This is a genomic window from Paenibacillus sp. FSL H7-0716 (genome assembly GCF_038002705.1).
GTDB lineage: Bacteria > Bacillota > Bacilli > Paenibacillales > Paenibacillaceae > Paenibacillus_AQ > Paenibacillus_AQ odorifer.
The window spans coordinates 64,447-83,122 of the sequence record NZ_JBBODA010000008.1; the positions used below are offsets into that span (position 1 = coordinate 64,447).

General features: G+C 44.5%; 20 protein-coding genes and 1 pseudogene. 12 read left to right on the forward strand and 9 right to left on the reverse strand.

Translation table 11 applies throughout. The features are described from left to right. The 5 genes from MHH60_RS12800 (at position 1) to MHH60_RS12820 (ending at position 5,057) form a co-directional block, all read left to right on the forward strand. Positions 1-1,341, forward strand: a complete 1,341-nt coding sequence (locus MHH60_RS12800; protein WP_076134304.1) for a sensor histidine kinase — start codon at positions 1-3, stop codon at positions 1,339-1,341. A gap of 98 nt (positions 1,342-1,439) precedes the next feature. Further along, positions 1,440-2,153 carry a CPBP family intramembrane glutamic endopeptidase gene (locus MHH60_RS12805; protein ID WP_076134305.1) on the forward strand — a complete coding sequence of 238 codons (714 nt, stop codon included), beginning with the start codon at positions 1,440-1,442 and terminating at the stop codon, positions 2,151-2,153. Positions 2,154-2,233: 80 nt separating this feature from the next. Continuing rightward, the gene (locus MHH60_RS12810; protein ID WP_076134306.1) at positions 2,234-2,701 is read left to right on the forward strand and encodes a MarR family winged helix-turn-helix transcriptional regulator; all 468 of its coding nucleotides are present in this window, start codon (positions 2,234-2,236) and stop codon (positions 2,699-2,701) included. An 88-nt stretch (positions 2,702-2,789) separates the two neighbouring features. After that, on the forward strand, positions 2,790-3,761 hold the full coding sequence (locus MHH60_RS12815) for a ring-cleaving dioxygenase (RefSeq protein ID WP_076134307.1): 972 nt from the start codon (positions 2,790-2,792) through the stop codon (positions 3,759-3,761). A 207-nt stretch (positions 3,762-3,968) separates the two neighbouring features. Beyond that, positions 3,969-5,057 (forward strand): winged helix DNA-binding domain-containing protein, encoded by a 1,089-nt coding sequence (locus MHH60_RS12820; protein WP_076134308.1) that lies wholly within the window; start codon positions 3,969-3,971, stop codon positions 5,055-5,057. 247 nt (positions 5,058-5,304) lie between these two features. On the opposite strand, the gene MHH60_RS12825 is transcribed toward MHH60_RS12820, so the two are convergent. Next, the gene (locus MHH60_RS12825; RefSeq protein ID WP_143766661.1) at positions 5,305-5,535 is read right to left on the reverse strand and encodes a hypothetical protein; all 231 of its coding nucleotides are present in this window, start codon (positions 5,533-5,535) and stop codon (positions 5,305-5,307) included. A 13-nt stretch (positions 5,536-5,548) separates the two neighbouring features. After that, on the reverse strand, positions 5,549-7,474 hold the full coding sequence (baiCD, locus tag MHH60_RS12830; RefSeq protein ID WP_076134309.1) for a bile acid Fe-S flavoenzyme BaiCD: 1,926 nt from the start codon (positions 7,472-7,474) through the stop codon (positions 5,549-5,551). Positions 7,475-7,640: 166 nt separating this feature from the next. Between baiCD and MHH60_RS12835 the strand changes: the two genes are divergently transcribed. Further along, positions 7,641-8,162: a PadR family transcriptional regulator gene (locus tag MHH60_RS12835; protein WP_036688994.1), complete on the forward strand. Its 522-nt coding sequence runs from the start codon at positions 7,641-7,643 to the stop codon at positions 8,160-8,162. A gap of 212 nt (positions 8,163-8,374) precedes the next feature. After that, positions 8,375-8,905 (forward strand): hypothetical protein, encoded by a 531-nt coding sequence (locus MHH60_RS12840; RefSeq protein ID WP_076134310.1) that lies wholly within the window; start codon positions 8,375-8,377, stop codon positions 8,903-8,905. 64 nt (positions 8,906-8,969) lie between these two features. Here MHH60_RS12840 and MHH60_RS12845 read toward each other — a convergent pair whose 3' ends face one another. Next, positions 8,970-10,238, reverse strand: a complete 1,269-nt coding sequence (locus tag MHH60_RS12845) for an alkaline phosphatase (RefSeq protein WP_076134311.1) — start codon at positions 10,236-10,238, stop codon at positions 8,970-8,972. Positions 10,239-10,366: 128 nt separating this feature from the next. Beyond that, entirely contained in the window at positions 10,367-10,975 is a 609-nt protein-coding gene (locus MHH60_RS12850; RefSeq protein ID WP_076134312.1) for a methyltransferase family protein, read from the reverse strand. A gap of 107 nt (positions 10,976-11,082) precedes the next feature. Here MHH60_RS12850 and MHH60_RS12855 point away from each other — a divergent pair, with 107 nt between their 5' ends. Beyond that, a complete protein-coding gene (locus MHH60_RS12855; protein WP_076134313.1) occupies positions 11,083-11,613 on the forward strand; it encodes a hypothetical protein in 531 nt (176 codons plus the stop codon). 53 nt (positions 11,614-11,666) lie between these two features. Here the strand turns inward: MHH60_RS12855 and MHH60_RS12860 are convergent, their stop codons facing one another. Beyond that, positions 11,667-11,897, reverse strand: a complete 231-nt coding sequence (locus MHH60_RS12860; protein WP_256715080.1) for a MepB family protein — start codon at positions 11,895-11,897, stop codon at positions 11,667-11,669. After that, the gene (locus MHH60_RS12865; protein WP_256715081.1) at positions 11,843-12,058 is read right to left on the reverse strand and encodes a MepB family protein; all 216 of its coding nucleotides are present in this window, start codon (positions 12,056-12,058) and stop codon (positions 11,843-11,845) included. The genes MHH60_RS12860 and MHH60_RS12865 overlap by 55 nt, the downstream gene beginning before the upstream one ends. 227 nt (positions 12,059-12,285) lie before the next feature. On the opposite strand from MHH60_RS12865, the gene MHH60_RS12870 reads away from it, so the two are divergent. Together MHH60_RS12870 and MHH60_RS12875 are read left to right on the forward strand one after the other, a co-directional pair. Beyond that, entirely contained in the window at positions 12,286-12,741 is a 456-nt protein-coding gene (locus MHH60_RS12870) for a hypothetical protein (protein WP_143766662.1), read from the forward strand. A 193-nt stretch (positions 12,742-12,934) separates the two neighbouring features. Further along, a pseudogene (locus tag MHH60_RS12875) lies at positions 12,935-13,703 on the forward strand (IS5 family transposase). Between the two features lie 603 nt (positions 13,704-14,306). Here MHH60_RS12875 and MHH60_RS12880 read toward each other — a convergent pair. From MHH60_RS12880 to MHH60_RS12885, 3 genes are all read right to left on the reverse strand, one after another. Beyond that, the gene (locus MHH60_RS12880) at positions 14,307-14,516 is read right to left on the reverse strand and encodes a hypothetical protein (RefSeq protein ID WP_143766663.1); all 210 of its coding nucleotides are present in this window, start codon (positions 14,514-14,516) and stop codon (positions 14,307-14,309) included. Then, positions 14,428-14,616, reverse strand: a complete 189-nt coding sequence (locus MHH60_RS33265; RefSeq protein WP_076134316.1) for a thioesterase domain-containing protein — start codon at positions 14,614-14,616, stop codon at positions 14,428-14,430. The genes MHH60_RS12880 and MHH60_RS33265 overlap by 89 nt, the downstream gene beginning before the upstream one ends. 123 nt (positions 14,617-14,739) lie before the next feature. After that, positions 14,740-15,027, reverse strand: coding sequence for a hypothetical protein (locus MHH60_RS12885; RefSeq protein WP_076134317.1), 288 nt, complete (start codon positions 15,025-15,027; stop codon positions 14,740-14,742). Positions 15,028-15,232: 205 nt separating this feature from the next. Between MHH60_RS12885 and MHH60_RS12890 the strand changes: the two genes are divergently transcribed. Both MHH60_RS12890 and MHH60_RS12895 read left to right on the forward strand, forming a co-directional pair. Beyond that, positions 15,233-17,041 (forward strand): cache domain-containing sensor histidine kinase, encoded by a 1,809-nt coding sequence (locus tag MHH60_RS12890; protein WP_038572295.1) that lies wholly within the window; start codon positions 15,233-15,235, stop codon positions 17,039-17,041. Between the two features lie 3 nt (positions 17,042-17,044). Beyond that, positions 17,045-18,676, forward strand: coding sequence for a response regulator (locus MHH60_RS12895; protein ID WP_076134318.1), 1,632 nt, complete (start codon positions 17,045-17,047; stop codon positions 18,674-18,676).

Sequence of the window (18,676 nt, forward strand, 5' to 3'; positions counted from 1 at the left end):
ATGAGAAAACAAAATATATCCTATCAATTGTTAAAAAACTATATCGCGATCTTTCTTATAACAACGGTTATAACGATATTGGTGATTATTGCTTTGTTTTGCATGAACAGGCTGGGATCTAAGGACATTATTTATAATCAGTTAACGGCTGCTAAGCTTATGCAAAATGACTATCAAAGAATTGACACTAGTGTTATTAATGATGTCGGGGGCAGTTTACAGGTTGTGAATTCCAATTACGAAGTCATACACTCCATTGGCAACAATCCATTTACGTCCCAGCAGATTAGTGTCAAAGAATTTACGGATTTTCTAATGAATACTGCCGCTAACAAAGATATGATCACTGTTGAATATAATGAGCAGGAACATTTTTGGCTGATCGTATCTTTACCTATACAAGTGAAGATGACAGGCAGTTTCCATTGGAATTCAGATTCACCTATGCAGGATCATACCCTTCAAATGCTTGGGTTTATTGGGTTAGGTTATTTGTTGATTCTGATTCTAAGCACGATGATTTATGCGAAAATTACGGCGTTTAGTTTCATTAAACCCTTAGACCAGTTGTCCGCTGCTGTTGAAAAAGTTAAGAATGGGGACTATTCAGCTAGAGTGCAGGTAGGCGGGAATCGGGAGTTTAGTCAACTGGAGCAGGCTTTTAATCATATGGCAGAAGTGATTCAGATCCAGACCTCGTTAAAAGAACAGAGTGAAAACAATCGTAAAAATCTAATATTGGATATATCCCATGATTTAAAAAATCCATTAACAAGTATTATGGGTTACGCAGAGCTTGAACTAAAAGAACAGATGAGCGGTCGGATAGAACATTTGGAATTTGCCAAAATAATATACGAAAATAGTATCCGTGCCAATGTGTTGATTCAGGATTTGTTTGAATTATCCAGAATGGAAAGTCCGGAATTCCGCTTGCATGTTACAACGGATGATTTCTCAGAATACTTGAGAGAAGAAATGATACATATGTTGCCCGAGCTTGAGGCTGCGGGTCTGATCCCTGATTTTGTAATCGAGCCAGAAGAAATAATTCTACAGTTTGATAAAAAAAGAATGAATCGAGTATTCTCAAACCTGCTTTATAATGCCATCGCTTATCAGGAGCAAGGTTCTACGTTTCAAGTTGTGCTGGAAAAGGTGAATGATGGAGCCAAGCTTACTTTTATTAATTACGGCCAATCATCAGCCTTAAACCCGGCAGGTTCTGGATTAGGGCTACTCATTGTTCAAAAAATAATAGCTGCTCATGGAGGGACTGTTCAGCTGAATACGCAAGATAACCGGTTTGAAATTATGATTGGGCTGAACCGGCAAATTTAAGGTCTATGTAAGATTACATTAAGTCTTATGAAATTTCCCAATGCTAAAATGGTTGATATTCAGTCTATTAACAATTTTACATGGGGGATTAGATTATAATGATTGATGAAAAATTAAGTAAAAGGCAATTGATCTTCGGCGTTATATTAGCAGTAATGTACTTTTTAGGATTGTTCTCCATTCTCTTGATCAGGCCGGTTATGGAGATTCTTAACCATGTTTTTATTTGGCGGCCCGAACAACAAAATCGAATGGCCTTACTGTTGAATGGTCTGATCTACATAGGAGTGATTATAGGTTTTAGGGGGTTCTATAAACAAGCTATCCATGATTTCAGACAATACTGGGTCCGTAATATGTTATGGATGGTTTGGGGACTTTGTTTGATTATTATCATCGGAAGTATGTTGATTCCTACACTAATTTCCATCTTTCATCCTATTGCAAAGTCTGTGAATGAGGTGAATTTACGGACTATGTTGTCCTCGTATCCATTTATTTTTACAGTGAATGTGGTCTGGATTGGCCCCTTGATTGAAGAATTAGTATATCGGGTTACCATCTATAGCACGATCCGCAGGAAGAGTCGTCTTCTGGCTTATCTGATATCTTCCTTTTTATTTGGCTTCCAGCATGTCTATAGAGCTGTGGTTTTTCAGGGGAACTATAACGAAATCTGGAATATCTTCTCCTATATGACTGCTGGATTAATCTTTGCCTACCTATATGAGAAAAGAAAAAATATATTAGTGCCAATAGGTGCACACATGTTTAGTAATGGTTTGTCTGTGCTTCTCTATTTCTTAAGTTAATACGAAACTTGACTCCACATCAGATTACTAGTAAACTGATAATCAAATAGATCCAATTCCAAAACAATGGATGTGGCATAATGCGAAACAATGGATTCACTGAAGACAACAAATTAAGCTTATTGATCTGGTTGCGGCTGGTAAGAGTTTATGACAATAGTAACGATCTTTCCAATGAGTTCTTGAAGAAGTTTGATTTAACGGTTAGCCAGTTTGATGCGTTAGTACAGATACTATTACATCAGCCTGTGACACAGATGGAAATTGCCGAGCATTTAACCATTACTAAAGGCGGAGTATCACATATGCTTGGCAGATTAGAAAAGGAAGGATGGATTGAACGCAAGCAGGATTGGAAGGTGAAGTATATTTCTTTAACTGAAAAGGGCCAAGCGCTTATCGAGAAGGTTCTTCCTTTGCAATCGGATTTCCAAGCTTCGTTATTCGATCCACTGACGGACGACGAGAAGAAAGTATTTTACAGCATGCTTAAGAAGATTCACCGCCATAGCCAGAATGAGAATCGAATTCCCCGAGGAGTTCAGTAGTATTGTAAAAGCTTTATTGTGAATAAAGCTTCCTTTTTTCAACATCAGTTTACTAGTAAACCATAATCATATTAGGAGGAAATTTAAAATGAGCCAACCACAAATAACCGGACAACATCATGTATCAATGATTACTAAAGACGCTAAACAAAACCTATGGTTTTATACAGAAGTACTGGGACTAAGACTTGTCAAAAAAACCGTAAATCAGGACGATCCAACCATGTACCATTTATTCTATGGCAACCCTAATGGCGCTCCAGGCACCGAGGTATCTTTTTTTGAAATGCCAAATGCAGGGCAGACCCGGAAAGGAACGAACAGTATTTCTGCAATCTCTCTTCTTGTTCCTAGTGATGAGGCTTTAGCATATTGGGCTAGTAGATTAGATACGTTTGAAGTCGCTCACGAAGCTATCGTAAGTATAGAGGAGCGCAATTCGCTTACTTTTCAGGATAGTGATGAATTAACGGTTCATCTGGTGTCCGCAGAAAAAGATAATGTGACTCAGCTGGTAGAACCTTGGATTACTGATGATATTCCACCACAATATGCCATTGTTGGATTAGGTCCCGTTGAATTGACTGTCCGTGAAACTAGCCGTACAAAGGCTGTTTTGGAGGATATTTTAGGCTATACACAAGTTCGTAGAGTGCCATCCATGAGTGACCCGAAGGTTATGGTGGATATTTATGAAACAGCTAAAGGCGGCTTGTACACTGAACTTCACCTCAAAGAAGTTAATGATCAAGACCGGGAAAGACCGGGAAGAGGGAGTATCCATCATGTGGCTATAAGAGTGAAGGATCTGGAAGAATTAACCGCATGGGCTGCTAAAATCACAGCTGCAGGGTTCAAGAACACAGGGGTCATTGATCGTTATTACTTCCATTCCTTGTATTTCCGTGATCCGAACCATATTCTTTTCGAGCTTGCTACAGATGGTCCAGGGTTTGAGATTGATGAATCTTTTGACACATTGGGCGAGAATTTGACCTTGCCTTCTTTTCTGGAAGAACGCCGGGAAGAGATTGCATCGAAACTTCATCCTATCCAATAATACAGCTAAGAAAGTAGGAGATCCCATATGCTCAGGTTTAGCAAATCATTGATTTGTTGGGATCGGTAGTCGCACCAGCCGTATGACGGGCCACAGCTAAGAAATAAGAAAAACTATGAGATTGGAAAAAATTATATTAAAATTATTTCAATAAGGTTAGACGATGATTTGAGAAGGTTTGAGAAGGTTCACTTAAGGAGGCAAAGTGTGACGAATAAAATGATAGCTGCGCAACGTTTATATAACCAGAAGATCGTTGATTCCAAGCTAATCAAGCCCGAACAGATCGTTAAAGAATTAGGGGCAGTACAGGCGCAGGATTACATGCAGGCGATGTGGGCGATCGGGTTACGTACTCCATCATCGAATTTAGCTGATATAGAGCGTGCTATCGCTGATCGTAAGATGATTCTGAATTGGACGCTGCGAGGTACGCTTCATTTTGTCCCACCGGAAGATGTAAAGTGGATGCATCAGCTATCTGTGCCGCGTTTAGCGGGACAAACAAAGCGGCGGAATGCAGAGCTTGGGCTAGATGATCAGACACTAGAACGTTGTAGACATATTATAGTTAATGCTTTACAAGGTGGAAAGCAGCTAGATCGTGCTCTTCTACTTCAGCTTATAGAAGAAGAAGGTATTCACACAGGGAACCAGCGTGGTTATCATATGTTGTGGAATATTGCGTACCAAGGGTTGATTTGTTTCGGGCCGATGAATGGTAAGCAGCAAACGATTGTTTTGTTAGAGGAATGGGTGCCACAGTTTCGAGAGCTTTCTTACGATGAATCATTGTATGAACTCGCTTGGAGATATTTCAACGGACATGGTTTAGCAACTGTTCAAGACTTTGCTTGGTGGGCAGGCATAACCCTTACCGATGCTAGAAGAGGTCTGGAAGCGGCCAAAAGTCAACTGCAATCAGAGGTTATTGGTGGCAGTGAATATTGGATGTCTGCTGATCGGCTAAAGCCAACTGCTGAGGACTCCGGCGTTCATCTGCTTCCGGGTTTTGATGAGTACATTCTAGGTTATAAAGACCGAAGTGCCGTTTTAGAGCCCGACGTTGCTCCTTTGATAGTTCCGGGGAATAATGGTGTTTTTCTCCCGACAATTGTTGTGGAGGGTCAGGTTGTGGGTACATGGAAAAGAACCCTTAAGACCAAGGGGATTGAGTTTGTGATCCATCCTTTTGCCGATCTGGGCGATACGGAAAAGTTGGTTCTTAAAGAAGCTGAGCGATATGCCGCATTTATTGGGCTGCCGATGCTCAAAATAAATGTGAGTGGTCATTGAGATGAGTAATTCACTATTCTCATCAATCTCATCAATCTCATCATTCTCACCATTTTCATCTTTCTTACCATATTTTTGTGCGCATCTTTCTCGCTAACGGACATCGTTGCACTTATTAGCACCTAAATGCTGATTTGCTGAGCTTTTCGGACTCCAATGCAGTTATTCCCGTCGCAGCACCTCTTTTGAACCCTATTTTTGCGGAATAGCGGCATCTGGGTCCGATAGATTACTAAAAAGGCTATTTTTAGCTCAATAGTGTCACCTGAGTCCGAACGACAGAACGGCATAATGGGTGAATGGTGAATGGTGAATGGGGAATGGGGAATGGGGAATGGGGAATGGTTGAATGGTGAATGGTGAATGGTGAATGGTGAATGGTTGAATGAATACTGATTACCGAATAACCGCTCACGAATACACTCTGATTAAAAAACAACCCGGCATGCGGATCTGCCGGGTTATTTTCATGAATCATATAATTAGCTTAATTAGATTCGTCTAGCTAATTCAGCGCCTTCCCAAATCGCATTAAGCGCTCTACGCGCTTGCACCGCATCGCCAATTACATGATAAGGGATGGAGCTTTCCTCCAAGAAATCCTGAAGAGGTTGTTTGTTGAGGGCGCGTGAACCTACGGCGATTACTACATAATCAGCAGGTAGGCTGTGAGATTCGCCGTCTTTTTCAACAATTACGCTATCCCCTTGAATCGCCATACATTTGCTGTTGGTCATTAATTTAACGCCATGTCCATATAGACTTTCCATGACACAGATTTTACGCAGAAGTCCTAGATCATTAGCAACATCAGCTTGCATTTCAACTACAGTGATTTGCTGTCCGCGCTCTACAAGCAGTTCTGCGACCTCAAGCCCCACTAAACCACCGCCGATAATAACGACTCTTCCTTCTGGATGAACCGTTCCCCATAACACATCATGTGAATTGACCACATGTGAACTGTCGACGCCTTCCACAGGCGGAATAATAGGAGAAGATCCGATTGCAAGAATGACCTCATCTGGCGCAATTTCTTGGATTAATTCAGGTGTAACCTCTGTATTCATTCGAATGTCTACACCTTCACGTTTAGCGGTTTCTCCCATATTCAGAGCGGCTGTAGCCATTTCCTCTTTACGTGGTGCGGCACCGGCAATATAAAGCTGTCCGCCCAGAATGTCATTTTTTTCGCATAATATTGGATGATGCCCACGTCGTTTCAGGGTGACAGCTGCTTCTAATCCGCCAGGGCCACCACCAGCAATAAGTACTTTTTTGGGGATAACCGTTTGCTTCAATTCATATTCACTTTCTCGACCGGTTGCAGGATTAAACACACAGCTGATAAATGGAACATTAGGATTCACGAATCCATCAAAGCAGCCTTGGTCGCAACCCACACATTTAACGATGGTGTCTGCACGTCCGGCTAAAGCCTTATTGCAAAATTCCGGATCAGCCAGTTGCGCACGCCCAATGGCTACAAAATCAGCCAAACCCTCCGCAATAATCCGGTCTGCAATTGCTGGATCATTAATACGGCCTACGGCAATAACAGGGATGTTAACCGCAGATTTAATTTGCGCTGCGTTATCTACATTAAAACCCACAGGTAAATCGATTGGCGGAACTTCATATTTAATCGCAGCGCCAGCAGGGACCCCACGAGATACATTAATAGCATCAATTCCAGCTTCTTCAGCGAGCTTTGAGAAGAGCTTCATATCTTCCAGCGTAAGTCCGCCCGGTAGATCCTCAATTGCAGAGATTCTCATCAAGATAGGGAACCCAGGTCCAACCGCTTTCCGGATAGCCCGGATACAAGCCAACGGGAAGCGGCAGCGATTCTCCCAAGAACCGCCGTACTCATCCTGACGAAAATTCATTGCAGGACTTAGAAATTGTTGGGGCAAATAACCATGGCCGGCATGGAATTCCACACTGTCAAATCCGGCTATCTTCGCACGTAATGCTGTATCTGCGTAAGCTTGAACCATCTCGCCGACTTCATGATGCGCAAGTTCACGTGGTATATGAGTCACGCCTTCAAACGGAACAGGTGAAGAGGAGACCTGAATTAGGTTGGGAGTTACTTTACCCCCATGCCATAATTGAAGACAGCTTTTGCCTCCGGCCTCTCGAATAGCTAACGCTAATTGAGCCATACCTGGAATGAATTTATCATCATAAAGGGCTGGAGCATCATCGGAGGCCGCCGTTGGGTGAATAGTTGTTACTTCTACAGTATTTAAGCCGTTGCCACCTTTAGCTCGTGCTACATGGTAATCAATCAGACGATCACTGACGTATCCACCCGGCGCATTCATTTTCGTGCCCATCGCTGGTAAAATGACCCGGTTCTTAAGCTCCATATTTCCGATTGTGCCCTTGCTGAATAAATGTGTGAATTCCATACGATAACTTCCTCTCTACATATAGGTTATTTTAACCTATATTAGCGAAAGGGTAGGGTGAAAGTATGTGCAAAAAATCACGAGTGATTTGGCAGGAATGTAGTAATTGAGGTAATATAAGAAAATGATGAACCGGATACGTATTCCGGAAGCCCGGAGGATGATTATGGATATAGAAGTTTTGATTCTGGCCCAATTAATGAAAGGGGCCAAACATGGTTATGAAATTAAAAAAAACATTATTTTTGTAATGGGCAATGATAAAATCGTAAACAATAACTCGCTTTATCCAAAGCTGAAATTATTTGAAAAGCGAAAATGGGTGATCAAAAAAACGGAAATTCAGGAACGCCGGCCTAAACGTTATGTATATTCTATAACTACTGAGGGTGAGGAGCGGTTTAACACCTGCTTAACGGAATTTACGCTGGAGACTATTCGAATTGATAATGAATGGTCTATTCGTCTTGCTTATTATGAGCTTTTGGATCAGGAGACACGTAGAAGATTGCTTGATTACAGAGAGACCTATATGAACGAAAAGCTGGACCATTTACAGCAGTTATCCAAAGTAGTTGGCAATAGTGAGGATATGGATTACTCTGAGGAGCTCTATTTTTACACCCGTAGTATGGTTTTACGAGAGATCGAGTTAATTAAGGAGCTGTCACGTAAATTAGAAGCATAAGGAAACCGTTGAATTAGCTATAAAAATAGAATTTTATAAACACACCTCGCTGTAATTGTTAATTAACGGTATATTTGTTAAAGCGATTTATAGTTTAGCTTTAGGTTTTCCGCTTGTGATTGGTATCATCATCTTTATTTTGGGTTTGATCGTATTGGGAATCGAATATTTCACATCAGATTAGTTGAACAGTGGGAAGAAGGGGTGTCTTCTTGAAAAGAATATACATCGTAGTCCTAAGTTTTGTACTTCTGCTTGTATTAACCATTTGTGATCGTGAGGAAGTCAGCAGCACGGCGATGCCAGAGATAACCATTCATATGGATGGAAAAGTGATTCAATCTCAGATCCTCTCCAGAGAGGCGGGCATAGAACTGGATGATGAGAGTACGCTTTTTCAAGCACTAATGAAGGATTCTGCGGCTTCTATTCCTTATGTAAAGCTTGGTGAAACCATCCACATCGACTTTGATGATAAAGCACCGGACACCTATGAAGTAAAGGATTATATCTTAGATGACGAGGGTAGACTCAAATATGACGAGAGAATGGCAAAGCCTTTAAATATTGAATTCGCAGATCGAAAAGCAACGTTTAAACTTGAGGCTAATATGGCAGCCTTTTTGAGTTCAAATAGTAAAGATTATGAGCCTGGAGCAACGATCAGAGGATTTCATCTGACAGGTAAATGGGCGGATCAGACTAAGGATATCATTTTTGTTCTGCGAACAGATGCTAAGTAAATATTGTATTTTAAAATGAAAAAGACTACCCAGAAAAAATCTGGCTAGTCTTTTTTACTCGCTTTTATTTTTTGGCTTTAAAACCTGATGCTTGCATAAGCTTGGTGAATACTTCGGTGTTTTCGTAGATTCCAGTAAATAATTGTGCATTTTTGCCCATAGCTGTGATTGGAATATCAACCGCAGTATGCCCTGAAGTCGTCCAGTCCACTACAAAATTGTGTTTGGAATTGGCGATGGCGAATGGGCCGTCTTCTTTGGATATGCCGTCACCGGACTCATCATCTGCGTCAACTGCTTCAATAGAAAATCCGCCGGTCTCATGGTCGGCAAGCACTAGAACCAGTGTATCTGGATTCTTTTTGGCGAAGTCTTTGGCTACTTGCACGGATTTATCCAGTTCTTGACCTGATTTAATCGTCATTTTAGCGTTGTTTTGGTGTGCAAATTCGTCAGTACCTTCTTCTTCCACCATAAGGAAAAATCCCTTTTTATTTGTTGCTAGCGTATCTATAGCTTTTTTAGTCATCTCGGGCAGCGATACCACCGGATTATAAATATCTCCTTCACCCTCAGGCTTTTGCTGGAACATTTCCTCGTTTGCGAATATTCCAAGCAGCTTACCGTCTTTTGCTTTTTGCATATCCGCTTTGTTCGTTACATAGGTGTAGCCCAATTGTTTAGCTTTATCAACAAGGTTACCTTGCGTTCCTTTGCTTTTTTCTGAAGGATCTTCAGCGGGTTCATCGGCGAATTTACCAGGATTTCCTGCAGGGTACCAGAAATCCTCACCCCCACCGAGCAGAACATCAACCTTGCTCTTAGTCAGAAGCTGAAGAGCGATATCGCTTTGCTTTGAGCGGTCTTCGACGTGAGCACCAAATGCGGCGCCAGTCGCGTCTGTAATCTGACTAGTAGTAACGACACCTGTTGATTTCCCGGCATCTTTAGCATATTCCATAATGGTCTTAACACTTTTTTTATCGGCGTCCATTCCGATAGCGCCATTATAAGTCTTCACACCGCTGGCATAGGCTGAAGCAGAAGCAGCCGAATCTGTAACAGGGACAGTGGAGCTTGTATGAATTAATCCAACGTATGGCATCGAATCCATTGCTAGATTTCCTTTTTCACCTACGGTGGCAAGCCGGATGGCATCACGCTGAGCAGCACCCATTCCGTCTCCAATAAACAGAATTACATTTCTTGTGTTCGAAGATGCTGCGTCTGCTTGATTAGGTGCATGAGTAGTGACTATGCTGGATACAAAAAGAGCCGTTGCCGCTGTCGCTACAATTGCTGTTTTGACGCCATACTTTTTCGGTGATTTCATAATTTCCCTCCTAATGTATGTTTACAGTCTCATATTATAGTAGTTACATTAAGAGAATGTTTTCTTGTCTTGTAAAAAATGTAAAATGATATAGCGAATATAAATTATCGGAGCTGTGATAAAAGATTTTAAAATAAAAAATATCTAGGTGTATTATTGGCATATTGTCTATATTCATCTCCGAATACGGACTTTAAATGTTGCTCTTCTTGAAGAATTAGTAAATGAATCGCGGCAATGTTAAGAATGAATATTAGGAGTGTTAACAGATTGGGGTACATCAGATACAATCCCAAAAACATGAGATCAAACCCGACAAATGCAGCGTTTCTACTATATTTATAAATACCGTGTGTGATGAGTTTGGTTACAGTAGTCTTATCAATCCCAACTCTCCATGAAGTGCGCATAGCAATCATAGCTTGAATGAAAATAAAACATCCGAGGGCAGCTACACCAACACCGCTAAAGTGAATTACAGGAATATCAAACGTTTTGCCTACAAGTGTAACCATAAAGGACTCTGCTACGGAAAAAACAAACCATGCTGCGCCCCATAAAAAAGTAGAGGTTTTTACCAATAGCTCGGTATAATGGATCTTAGATAGCTTAGCGCCTTTAGCCAGAACGTTTCCTTTAATGTGGTTTTTCTTGTAAAGTATGAGGAGCTTTAATAGATAAGAAATTAGGAAGATGCAGAAAAGAAGTAGAGATAGGATATTTTTAAGATCGCTCATTATGATTTCCTCCTTACCAATACATATGAATGATTGCTCATATGTTTGTTTATATCTTATTTCCTAATATTGTACATGTCAACTAATTATTGATTTAGGGGGATATCGTGAAAACAAATGTATACAAAAAACGGTGGCTTTGGGTGTTGGTTATCGTGGTTATTGCACTTGCAGGTATTGTAATCGGTATGCTGGTTACGCAAACTGGGCTTGCAACCTTTACTTTCAATGCTTATGGAGTCTCTTTGAAGTATCCAACGGAATGGGTCGTCGATTCAGCAGATGATGAGAAGGGTCAGGGGGAGGATGGTTTTTTTCAATTATCCGCTATGTCTGGAGAGGGACAATCAATAGATGAAGTAGCTGAAATCATTGCCTCCCATCAGCTGAAACCATATGGCTCCAATCCACAAATCACTGAACTGACATTAGAGGGGTTAAAAGAGGAAGAGAAGGCAAAGTTGATTATGCCTTCTACTGACCAAGGAGAGGAATGGAATCATCAAGCGGCGCTTATAATTAAATATCCCGAAGCAGTGAAAATAGGAGATGATGTATACTATTATTTTATTTTGCAGGGCGATAAAGAACATGTGGAGGAGATAGGTCAGACCGTAAGATTTACAGGTAAACCGTAAAGTGCTTGCGCACGAAGGTAGTCTATGGGTTTATTTGCAGGGATATCCAAGAACTATTCCGACTGCCATGTTTGCGTTTTTTGAGCTTGGCGACTCGTGGGATTGTCCCAAGGCGGGTAGACTCGAAAAGCTCTTTTTCCACCTTCGCCTTTATCAGATAGAATATCTTGTTCTCCTAGGACAGCTTTTGGAAAAATAAATGGGCCAAAGTGATTCCCATTTCGTGTACTTATAACGAAGAGATCAGTAGGATCTGAGAGGGATGATCTCCAATTCGCTCCCATAGTGTCACAAATTGCCCGACTTTAGTGGGTGTGATTTTTGCCACCCGGAATCTAATGGCCAGCGCATTTAAGGTAAAGATATATGCTCCGTATTCCGCATTTTGCGGTTCATGAATTGGTTCGGAGCAATCAAACCTGCAAGGATTATATACTTCTTCCATGGTAGCAAGTAAGTCACTATGTAGGATAGAAAGTAAACATGGCCATCCAGGTTTATGAACGATTTTCTAAAATCATGAAAAAATATGACTAATAGAAAGGTATGAGAGGATGGATAACTATCAGGAGATCATAGCTTCGCTGAAGCAGCGCTTTCCGGAAGGGACAGTAACACACCGAAAAGATAAGAAGGGAGTTTATATCCCCAATCAGGTCTATACAGATCGAATTGAGAATTGGACCCTATACTCGTGATGGCTACGGAGTATCGATTATGAATGGAGATCCTGCTGCCGAGCCCAAGTTAATACGTACAGCGGTCGATCAGGCAGTCAATGAAGCTTTTATCGACGCGATTGATACTTATGAGATGGGATGGAAGGATCTCGCCCCCTACAAGCTTGAGGGCTGGGCAGGGAAACCAGCGCTTGCACATTTACAACAGAGTGGACCACCTGCAGGAGTGGAGGATGGAGCCGCTCCAATACAATCATTTGCGGTTTCAAACCATAAATGCCTGAAGTGTAAAGAGAATCTGACTAATGCCGAGTGGGAGTTGCTAGGACGGATACCGAACTTAAACCGCGAATCATTGGTATATTGCTTTGAGCATATACTGGCACATTTGAAACGCAAACTTCCCGAGCCAGTTTTGACTGACTTTGAAGAGAAGCGAAACAGTTAAAGGAGAAAGATATAAAATCTTTTTTACTCATTTTAATAGCCTACTGTTTTCAGGGAGGGAATTGAAATGTCCAAAACGACGGTACAGGCAAAACGACCACTGCATACAATCTTGCTTACGCTTTATCTAGGTCGTGTCTGAAAACTAAAGAATCCTATGGTATGATATGAGAAAAACGAATGGGGAAACAAGCATGATTCCAAGACGGTATGAAATAACCGATGAACAGTGGGAACAAATAAAGGACATGTTCCCCCTATCAAACAGGAAGACCGTCGAAATTAAGCAATCGTACGATGTTTAACGCCTTTCCTTGATTGCCCGAAGTGGTGCGGCATGGCGAGACTTGCCGGAAGAACGTTATGGTTCATGGAAAACGGCCTACAGTCGTTTCTGCAAATGGAGAGACTCCGGACTCCTTATCGCCATCTTCCAAGCCCTTCACATCGAACCCGATTTTAAAAACTTGAGCATCGATTCTACATCGGTCAAAGCCCACCGACACAGTGCCGGTGCAAAAAAAACGCAGATGGACACGAAGTAAACCAACACATCGGCGTCAGTCGTGGCGGCAAGACGACCAAACTTCATGCCATGGTCGATGGATTAGGCAACCCTCTAGCTTTTCTACTGACGGGTGGTCAAGTTATTCTTTTCCAGCGATTGAATTGCTTCAGGAGTTAAGTATTATTGGAAGTCACATTCTTGGCGACAAAGCCTATGGCTCAGAAGCGATTCGGAACTGGATTACGACTAAACAGGCCACTTACACCATTCCGCCTAAAACGAATAGTCAACATCCATGGAAGGTCGATTGGTATCGGTAGAAAGAACTCCACTTGGTTCAATGCTTTTTCAATAAATTCAAACACTTTCGCCGTGTGGCCACTCGTTACGATAAGTTGGCTAAGTCATTCCTCGCGTTTATATACATAGCTTCCATTTTTAAATTGACTCAATGATAGTTTTCAGATACGCCCTACGCAGATGCTTCATTATTTTGTCAATGGTAGGGAGCGGGCCGTTCTGTTGTTGTTCTTTCTGAGTTCTTCCCGAGTTCTCTCCAACGTCCCAAAAAGCTTCATTTTGCCCAGATGCCGGGAACCCTTACGGGCTTGGAAAAGACCAGAAAGACCGCTAAAAACCTTGATTCTACAAGGATTTTTAGCGGTCTTTAAACTCCTCTTCTTGGACTTGATTTCTGCTATCTTCTCAATAGCAGCCGCGACTCAAAATCGAGAGGGAAACCGTGGAGGTTCGAGTCCTCTCGCCCTTTACTAAGAGCAGTTCAATAGATTAAAAATCTGGTGGACTATTTTTATTACTTCATTCATTCGGTTTGCGGAAGTGACCTTAAAACTGAATTCCAAGTGAGCATAGATGTTGGCTGTGGTGGAATAGACACTGTGACCTAGCCATTCTTGTACTTCTTTCATGCTAACGCCAATTGCTATGGCACGAACCCTACTGGTCATAGCCTATAGCATGCTGAAAAACAAAGAAGCTTACTTAGAAGGCCGACTCCAAAAACTAAAATTCGTCCATTCGTCTAGTTCCCCTTATTTTCACAGAAAAACTGTCTGTAGGTCGCGAATAAGTTGTCCCGAGGCAACTCCGACAAAACCGGTCTGCTCCAGTGAGTTATTAAGGTTCGATACTAATAGCGCTTCCATTGCTAATTCATCTTCAATGGAATGAAAAACAGGATGGCTGTCTACCAGCACCAAGTCTACAACCTCCAGTCCCTGCCTCCAACAAACGACCAGCTGTTTCAACCGCGATCAGTCCTCCCAAACAGTAGCCGATTAGCTGAAATTGACGATGTCCGGTATCCAGAAGACGGGCCGCATAGTCGTCAGCCAGTCGTTCGATCAATCCGTCAATGTTCCTGGTCTCAATAGCGCTCTACATCCGCAATCGTAATGCCAACAACTGGTCCCAGCCCTTATTCATCCAGGTGTCGAAGCAGCAAATGGAAGCAATTTATTGTTCCCAGACCTATACATGGAATACCACATGAAGCGGACCAGATTGCTTGCCGCCATAATAAGTGAACACTGCGTTGCCGCCAGTATTCAGTTGGGGCAGGACTTCGCTCAACGTTCCCCCCATCTCTGTTTCATGCTTCATAGAATCGCCCTTGAAACCGTCAGTTTGGCTAATTGTATTATTTTTTACGTATGAGGCAACAAAATCAGTGAGCTCTGCTACTGTTGGATCGTTCAACATTTGCCGGAGAAAGGCATCAAACGGAATGGACTGACCGTCACAAGCATAATTACTCAATCGCGTAGCTTCCCGTCAACCTGAGCCATGATTAATGAATCCGCACCATGTTAAGCGGAGGCCCCCTGCCTATTGATAATAAGGGACAGAATCAGCTAAATAGTCATGCCCTGTCTTGACGCCGGGCTGGAGCAGCCGTATGGTACAAGTGACAAGAACAGACAAACATACAAACATACAAACACATGCTCAAGAAGGGGGAACTATGAATAAATTCACAGCCTATGGCCGACAGATCCGGCGGCAGATCGTCAGCAGGTATTACCGGATATCCATCAAGCAGAGAATTCTGTTCTCGTTCATCGTGCTGATCACGCTGTCCATCAGTGCAATGGGCAGCTTCTCGTATTGGATTGCCGCGCAGGAGATCGAGGACAATGCCTACGCGGGCAGCCAGGAGACCGTAAGCAAGACGGCACAGCTGCTGGATTCCCGCCTGAATGATGTGGCGCTGTCCGTGCAGTCCCTGATGCTGAGCGATGCGTACCGCAAGATGATGCTCGATGTGTTCAGCCATGATGTGTCGAATTACTATGTGCATCTGTCGGATCTGCAATATGTGCTCTCCCAGGCAACGTTCAATCAGCCGATCATTGAGAATGTACTGATCGTTACCCCGATAGGCGATTTCTATTCCACTACGCAGACCCGGGCGCAGGACCATTCATTCTACGACTCGGAATTATATGGTCTGAGCAAGGGGAAGCCGGGCGGCTACTGGGCCAAAGGACATTATGACCGGTTATTCACGGGTAGCCAGCGGGTGGTCTCCTTCGTGGTCCGGGGAATTTATGAATACCCTTACACACCGATCAGCAATGTATTTATTGTGGTCAATATCAGGGAGAGCCGGATAAATGAGCTGCTGAATAAAGGGGGACAACAAGCGGGATGGGATTATTACCTGGTGAGCGGGGAAGGCGAGGCGGTGGTGGAGTCCCACTGGCCCTTCCAAGGCAGGTTCCCCTGGAAGCCGATGCTTGCCGGAGCCGGGACAGCAGCCGGTCCCAAGGATTACAACTACAGCTATGGCGGGAAGGAGTATCTGGTTAATTATACAGGCTCAGCGGCATCGCCGGACTGGATCATCTCAGGCATGCAGTCGAGGGACCAGCTGCTGGGCAAGCTGCAGCGGGTGCAGCGCATCACCCTCTATGTCATCGCATTCTTCCTGCTGGCCACCTGGCTGATCTCCAATCAGCTGACGTCTGTGCTGCTTAAGCCGCTGTTCAAGCTGCGGCGGCTGATGCGCAGAGTCGAGGAAAACCAGCTAAGCGTAGTTTATGAGAGCCGTTATGAGGATGAGGTTGCCCAGGTCGGCTATCAGTTCAACCGGATGATGTCGGAGATTAAGGTGCTGATTGCAGATGTGAAGGCCAAGGAGGAGGACAAGCGTCATGCAGAGATCCGCGCACTTACGGCGCAGATGGAGCCGCACTTTCTGTACAATACTCTGAATACCATTTATTGCAAATCGGTCATGGGCGAGAATGATGATGTGAATGAGATGATCCTGTCGTTGTCGCAGATGTTTCAGATCGGGCTCAGCGGCGGCAAGGATCTGATTCCCCTTGAGGATGAGCTGTCCCACATGCAGCAGTATTTCGCCATTCAGCAGAAATGCTATGAAGGGTTGTTTGAATACACGGTGACTGTTGAGGACGAGGCCCTGCTGTCCTGCCTACTGCCCAAGATTATCCTGCAGCCGGTGGTGGAGAACAGCATTCAGCACGGGTTCAGCGACCGGACCGCCGGCGGCCGGATCGACATCACGGTCAGCCGGGAGCAGGAACTGCTGCATATTTGCATTACCGACAACGGGCGGGGTCTTGATGCTGCACGGGTCAAGCAGGGGATGGTCAGGGCTCCGCAGTCGAGGAAAGGTTATGCCCTGTTCAACATCAGGCATCGGCTGGCGCTGTATTACGGGGCCGAAGCACGTATGGACGTTGGCGGCGAACCATGTAAGGGATCACGGACAGATCTGTGGATTCCGTTAGGGGAGGAGAGATGAAGGATGGACTGGGAGCTGGAGCAGGAAAGGTTCAAGTTATGTGTAATCGACGATATTAAAAGTGTGGTGGAGATGGTCTCGCGCAAGCCGCCGTGGCAGGAGCACGGTATTGAGGTCGTCGGTACGGCGCTTGACGGTGATGCGGGGCTGCAGATTATCCGCGAGACCCGGCCGGACATTGTGCTGACGGATATCCGAATGCCAAGAATGGACGGCCTGCAGATGACCCGGGCGATTCTGGAGGTGCTTCCGGACTGCAAGATTATTATCCTCAGCGCCTACTCGGAGTTCTCTTATGCCCAGGAAGCCATCCGACTAGGGGCGCTTGATTTCGTCAAGAAGCCCTTTTCGCTGGACGAGATTATGCAGGCTGTGCTGAAGGCCAGGGAGTTGTGCCGGGAGGAGCGTCAGGAGACCACCAGACTTGCTGTGATGGAGGCCAAAATCAGAGAAAGTCTGCCTATTCTCCGCCAGGAATATCTCATCTTCCTGCTGCACCACCAGACGACAGAATCGGATGCACGTTCCCGCTGGGCCTATCTCGATATCCCTCTGGACCAGCATGATTTCTTCGTGTTTGTCGCCGAAATCGATCATTTCACGGAGAAACTGAGCGGCCAGCCTGTGCAGGAGGTCGAGCTGCTGCGGTTCAGCCTGCACAATATTCTCGAAGAGACGATTTCTGCCTGGACCCGCGGCGTCATCATCCGGGAGGCGACAGACCGGTATGTCTGCATCATGAACGGCTCGGGCCCGGATACGGCCGCACTGGTTACGGAGGCCTGCTGCACGAATGTAAGCCGGTTCTCCCGGCACACGCTTTCCATTGGTGTGGGGCTGGGCGCAGCGGCGATTCAGGAGCTGAGCGCAGCGTACAGGCAGGCGATTAGCGCGCTGGGTTATCATTTCTACACCGGAGGCAACGGGGTCTACATTTACAGCAATATCGAGAATAAACCGCTCGCACTTCACAGCTACTCCGCCGCCGCCGAGCAGGAGCTGCTGTTCGCCCTGCGTTCCGGCAATTCTGCCAAAAGCCTGCAGATGCTCGATCAGCTATTCGCGGAGCTGCTGGACAGCGGGCTTTTGCCTGAGCCGCGTTATGTGGAAAGCGTCGGCTATGAGCTGGGATACAGGATCTGCCGGGTCCTGCTGGAGCAGTTCCCCTACGGGCAGGTGGAGCCGCTGGAGCGCAGGATTGCCGTCATGAAGAACCAGGTGCATCCTTCCCTGCAGGATATCCGGGACCTGCTGTCCGGGCTGTGCCGGGAGGCCTGTGCGCTGGTTACAGAGACCCGTTCCCTGGAGTCCACGCGGATTATCCGCCAGGCCGCCGCTTATATCGATAGCCATCTGGATACGGGACTGTCGCTGGAGCAGGTAGCGAAGCAGATTAACCTCAGCCAGGGGTATTTCTCCAACCTGTTCAAGAAGGTGCAGGGGATTTCGTTTCAGCAGTATGTGATGCACGAGAAGATGGAGAAGGCCAAGGCGATGCTGATCAGCGGACGGCAGGTTCAGGAGATCGCCCAGGATCTTGGGTATGAGCACAGGCGCTATTTCAGCGAGGTGTTTAAGAAATATACCGGAATGACCCCGTCCGAGTTCAAACTGCATTATCTTGGAAAAGAATAA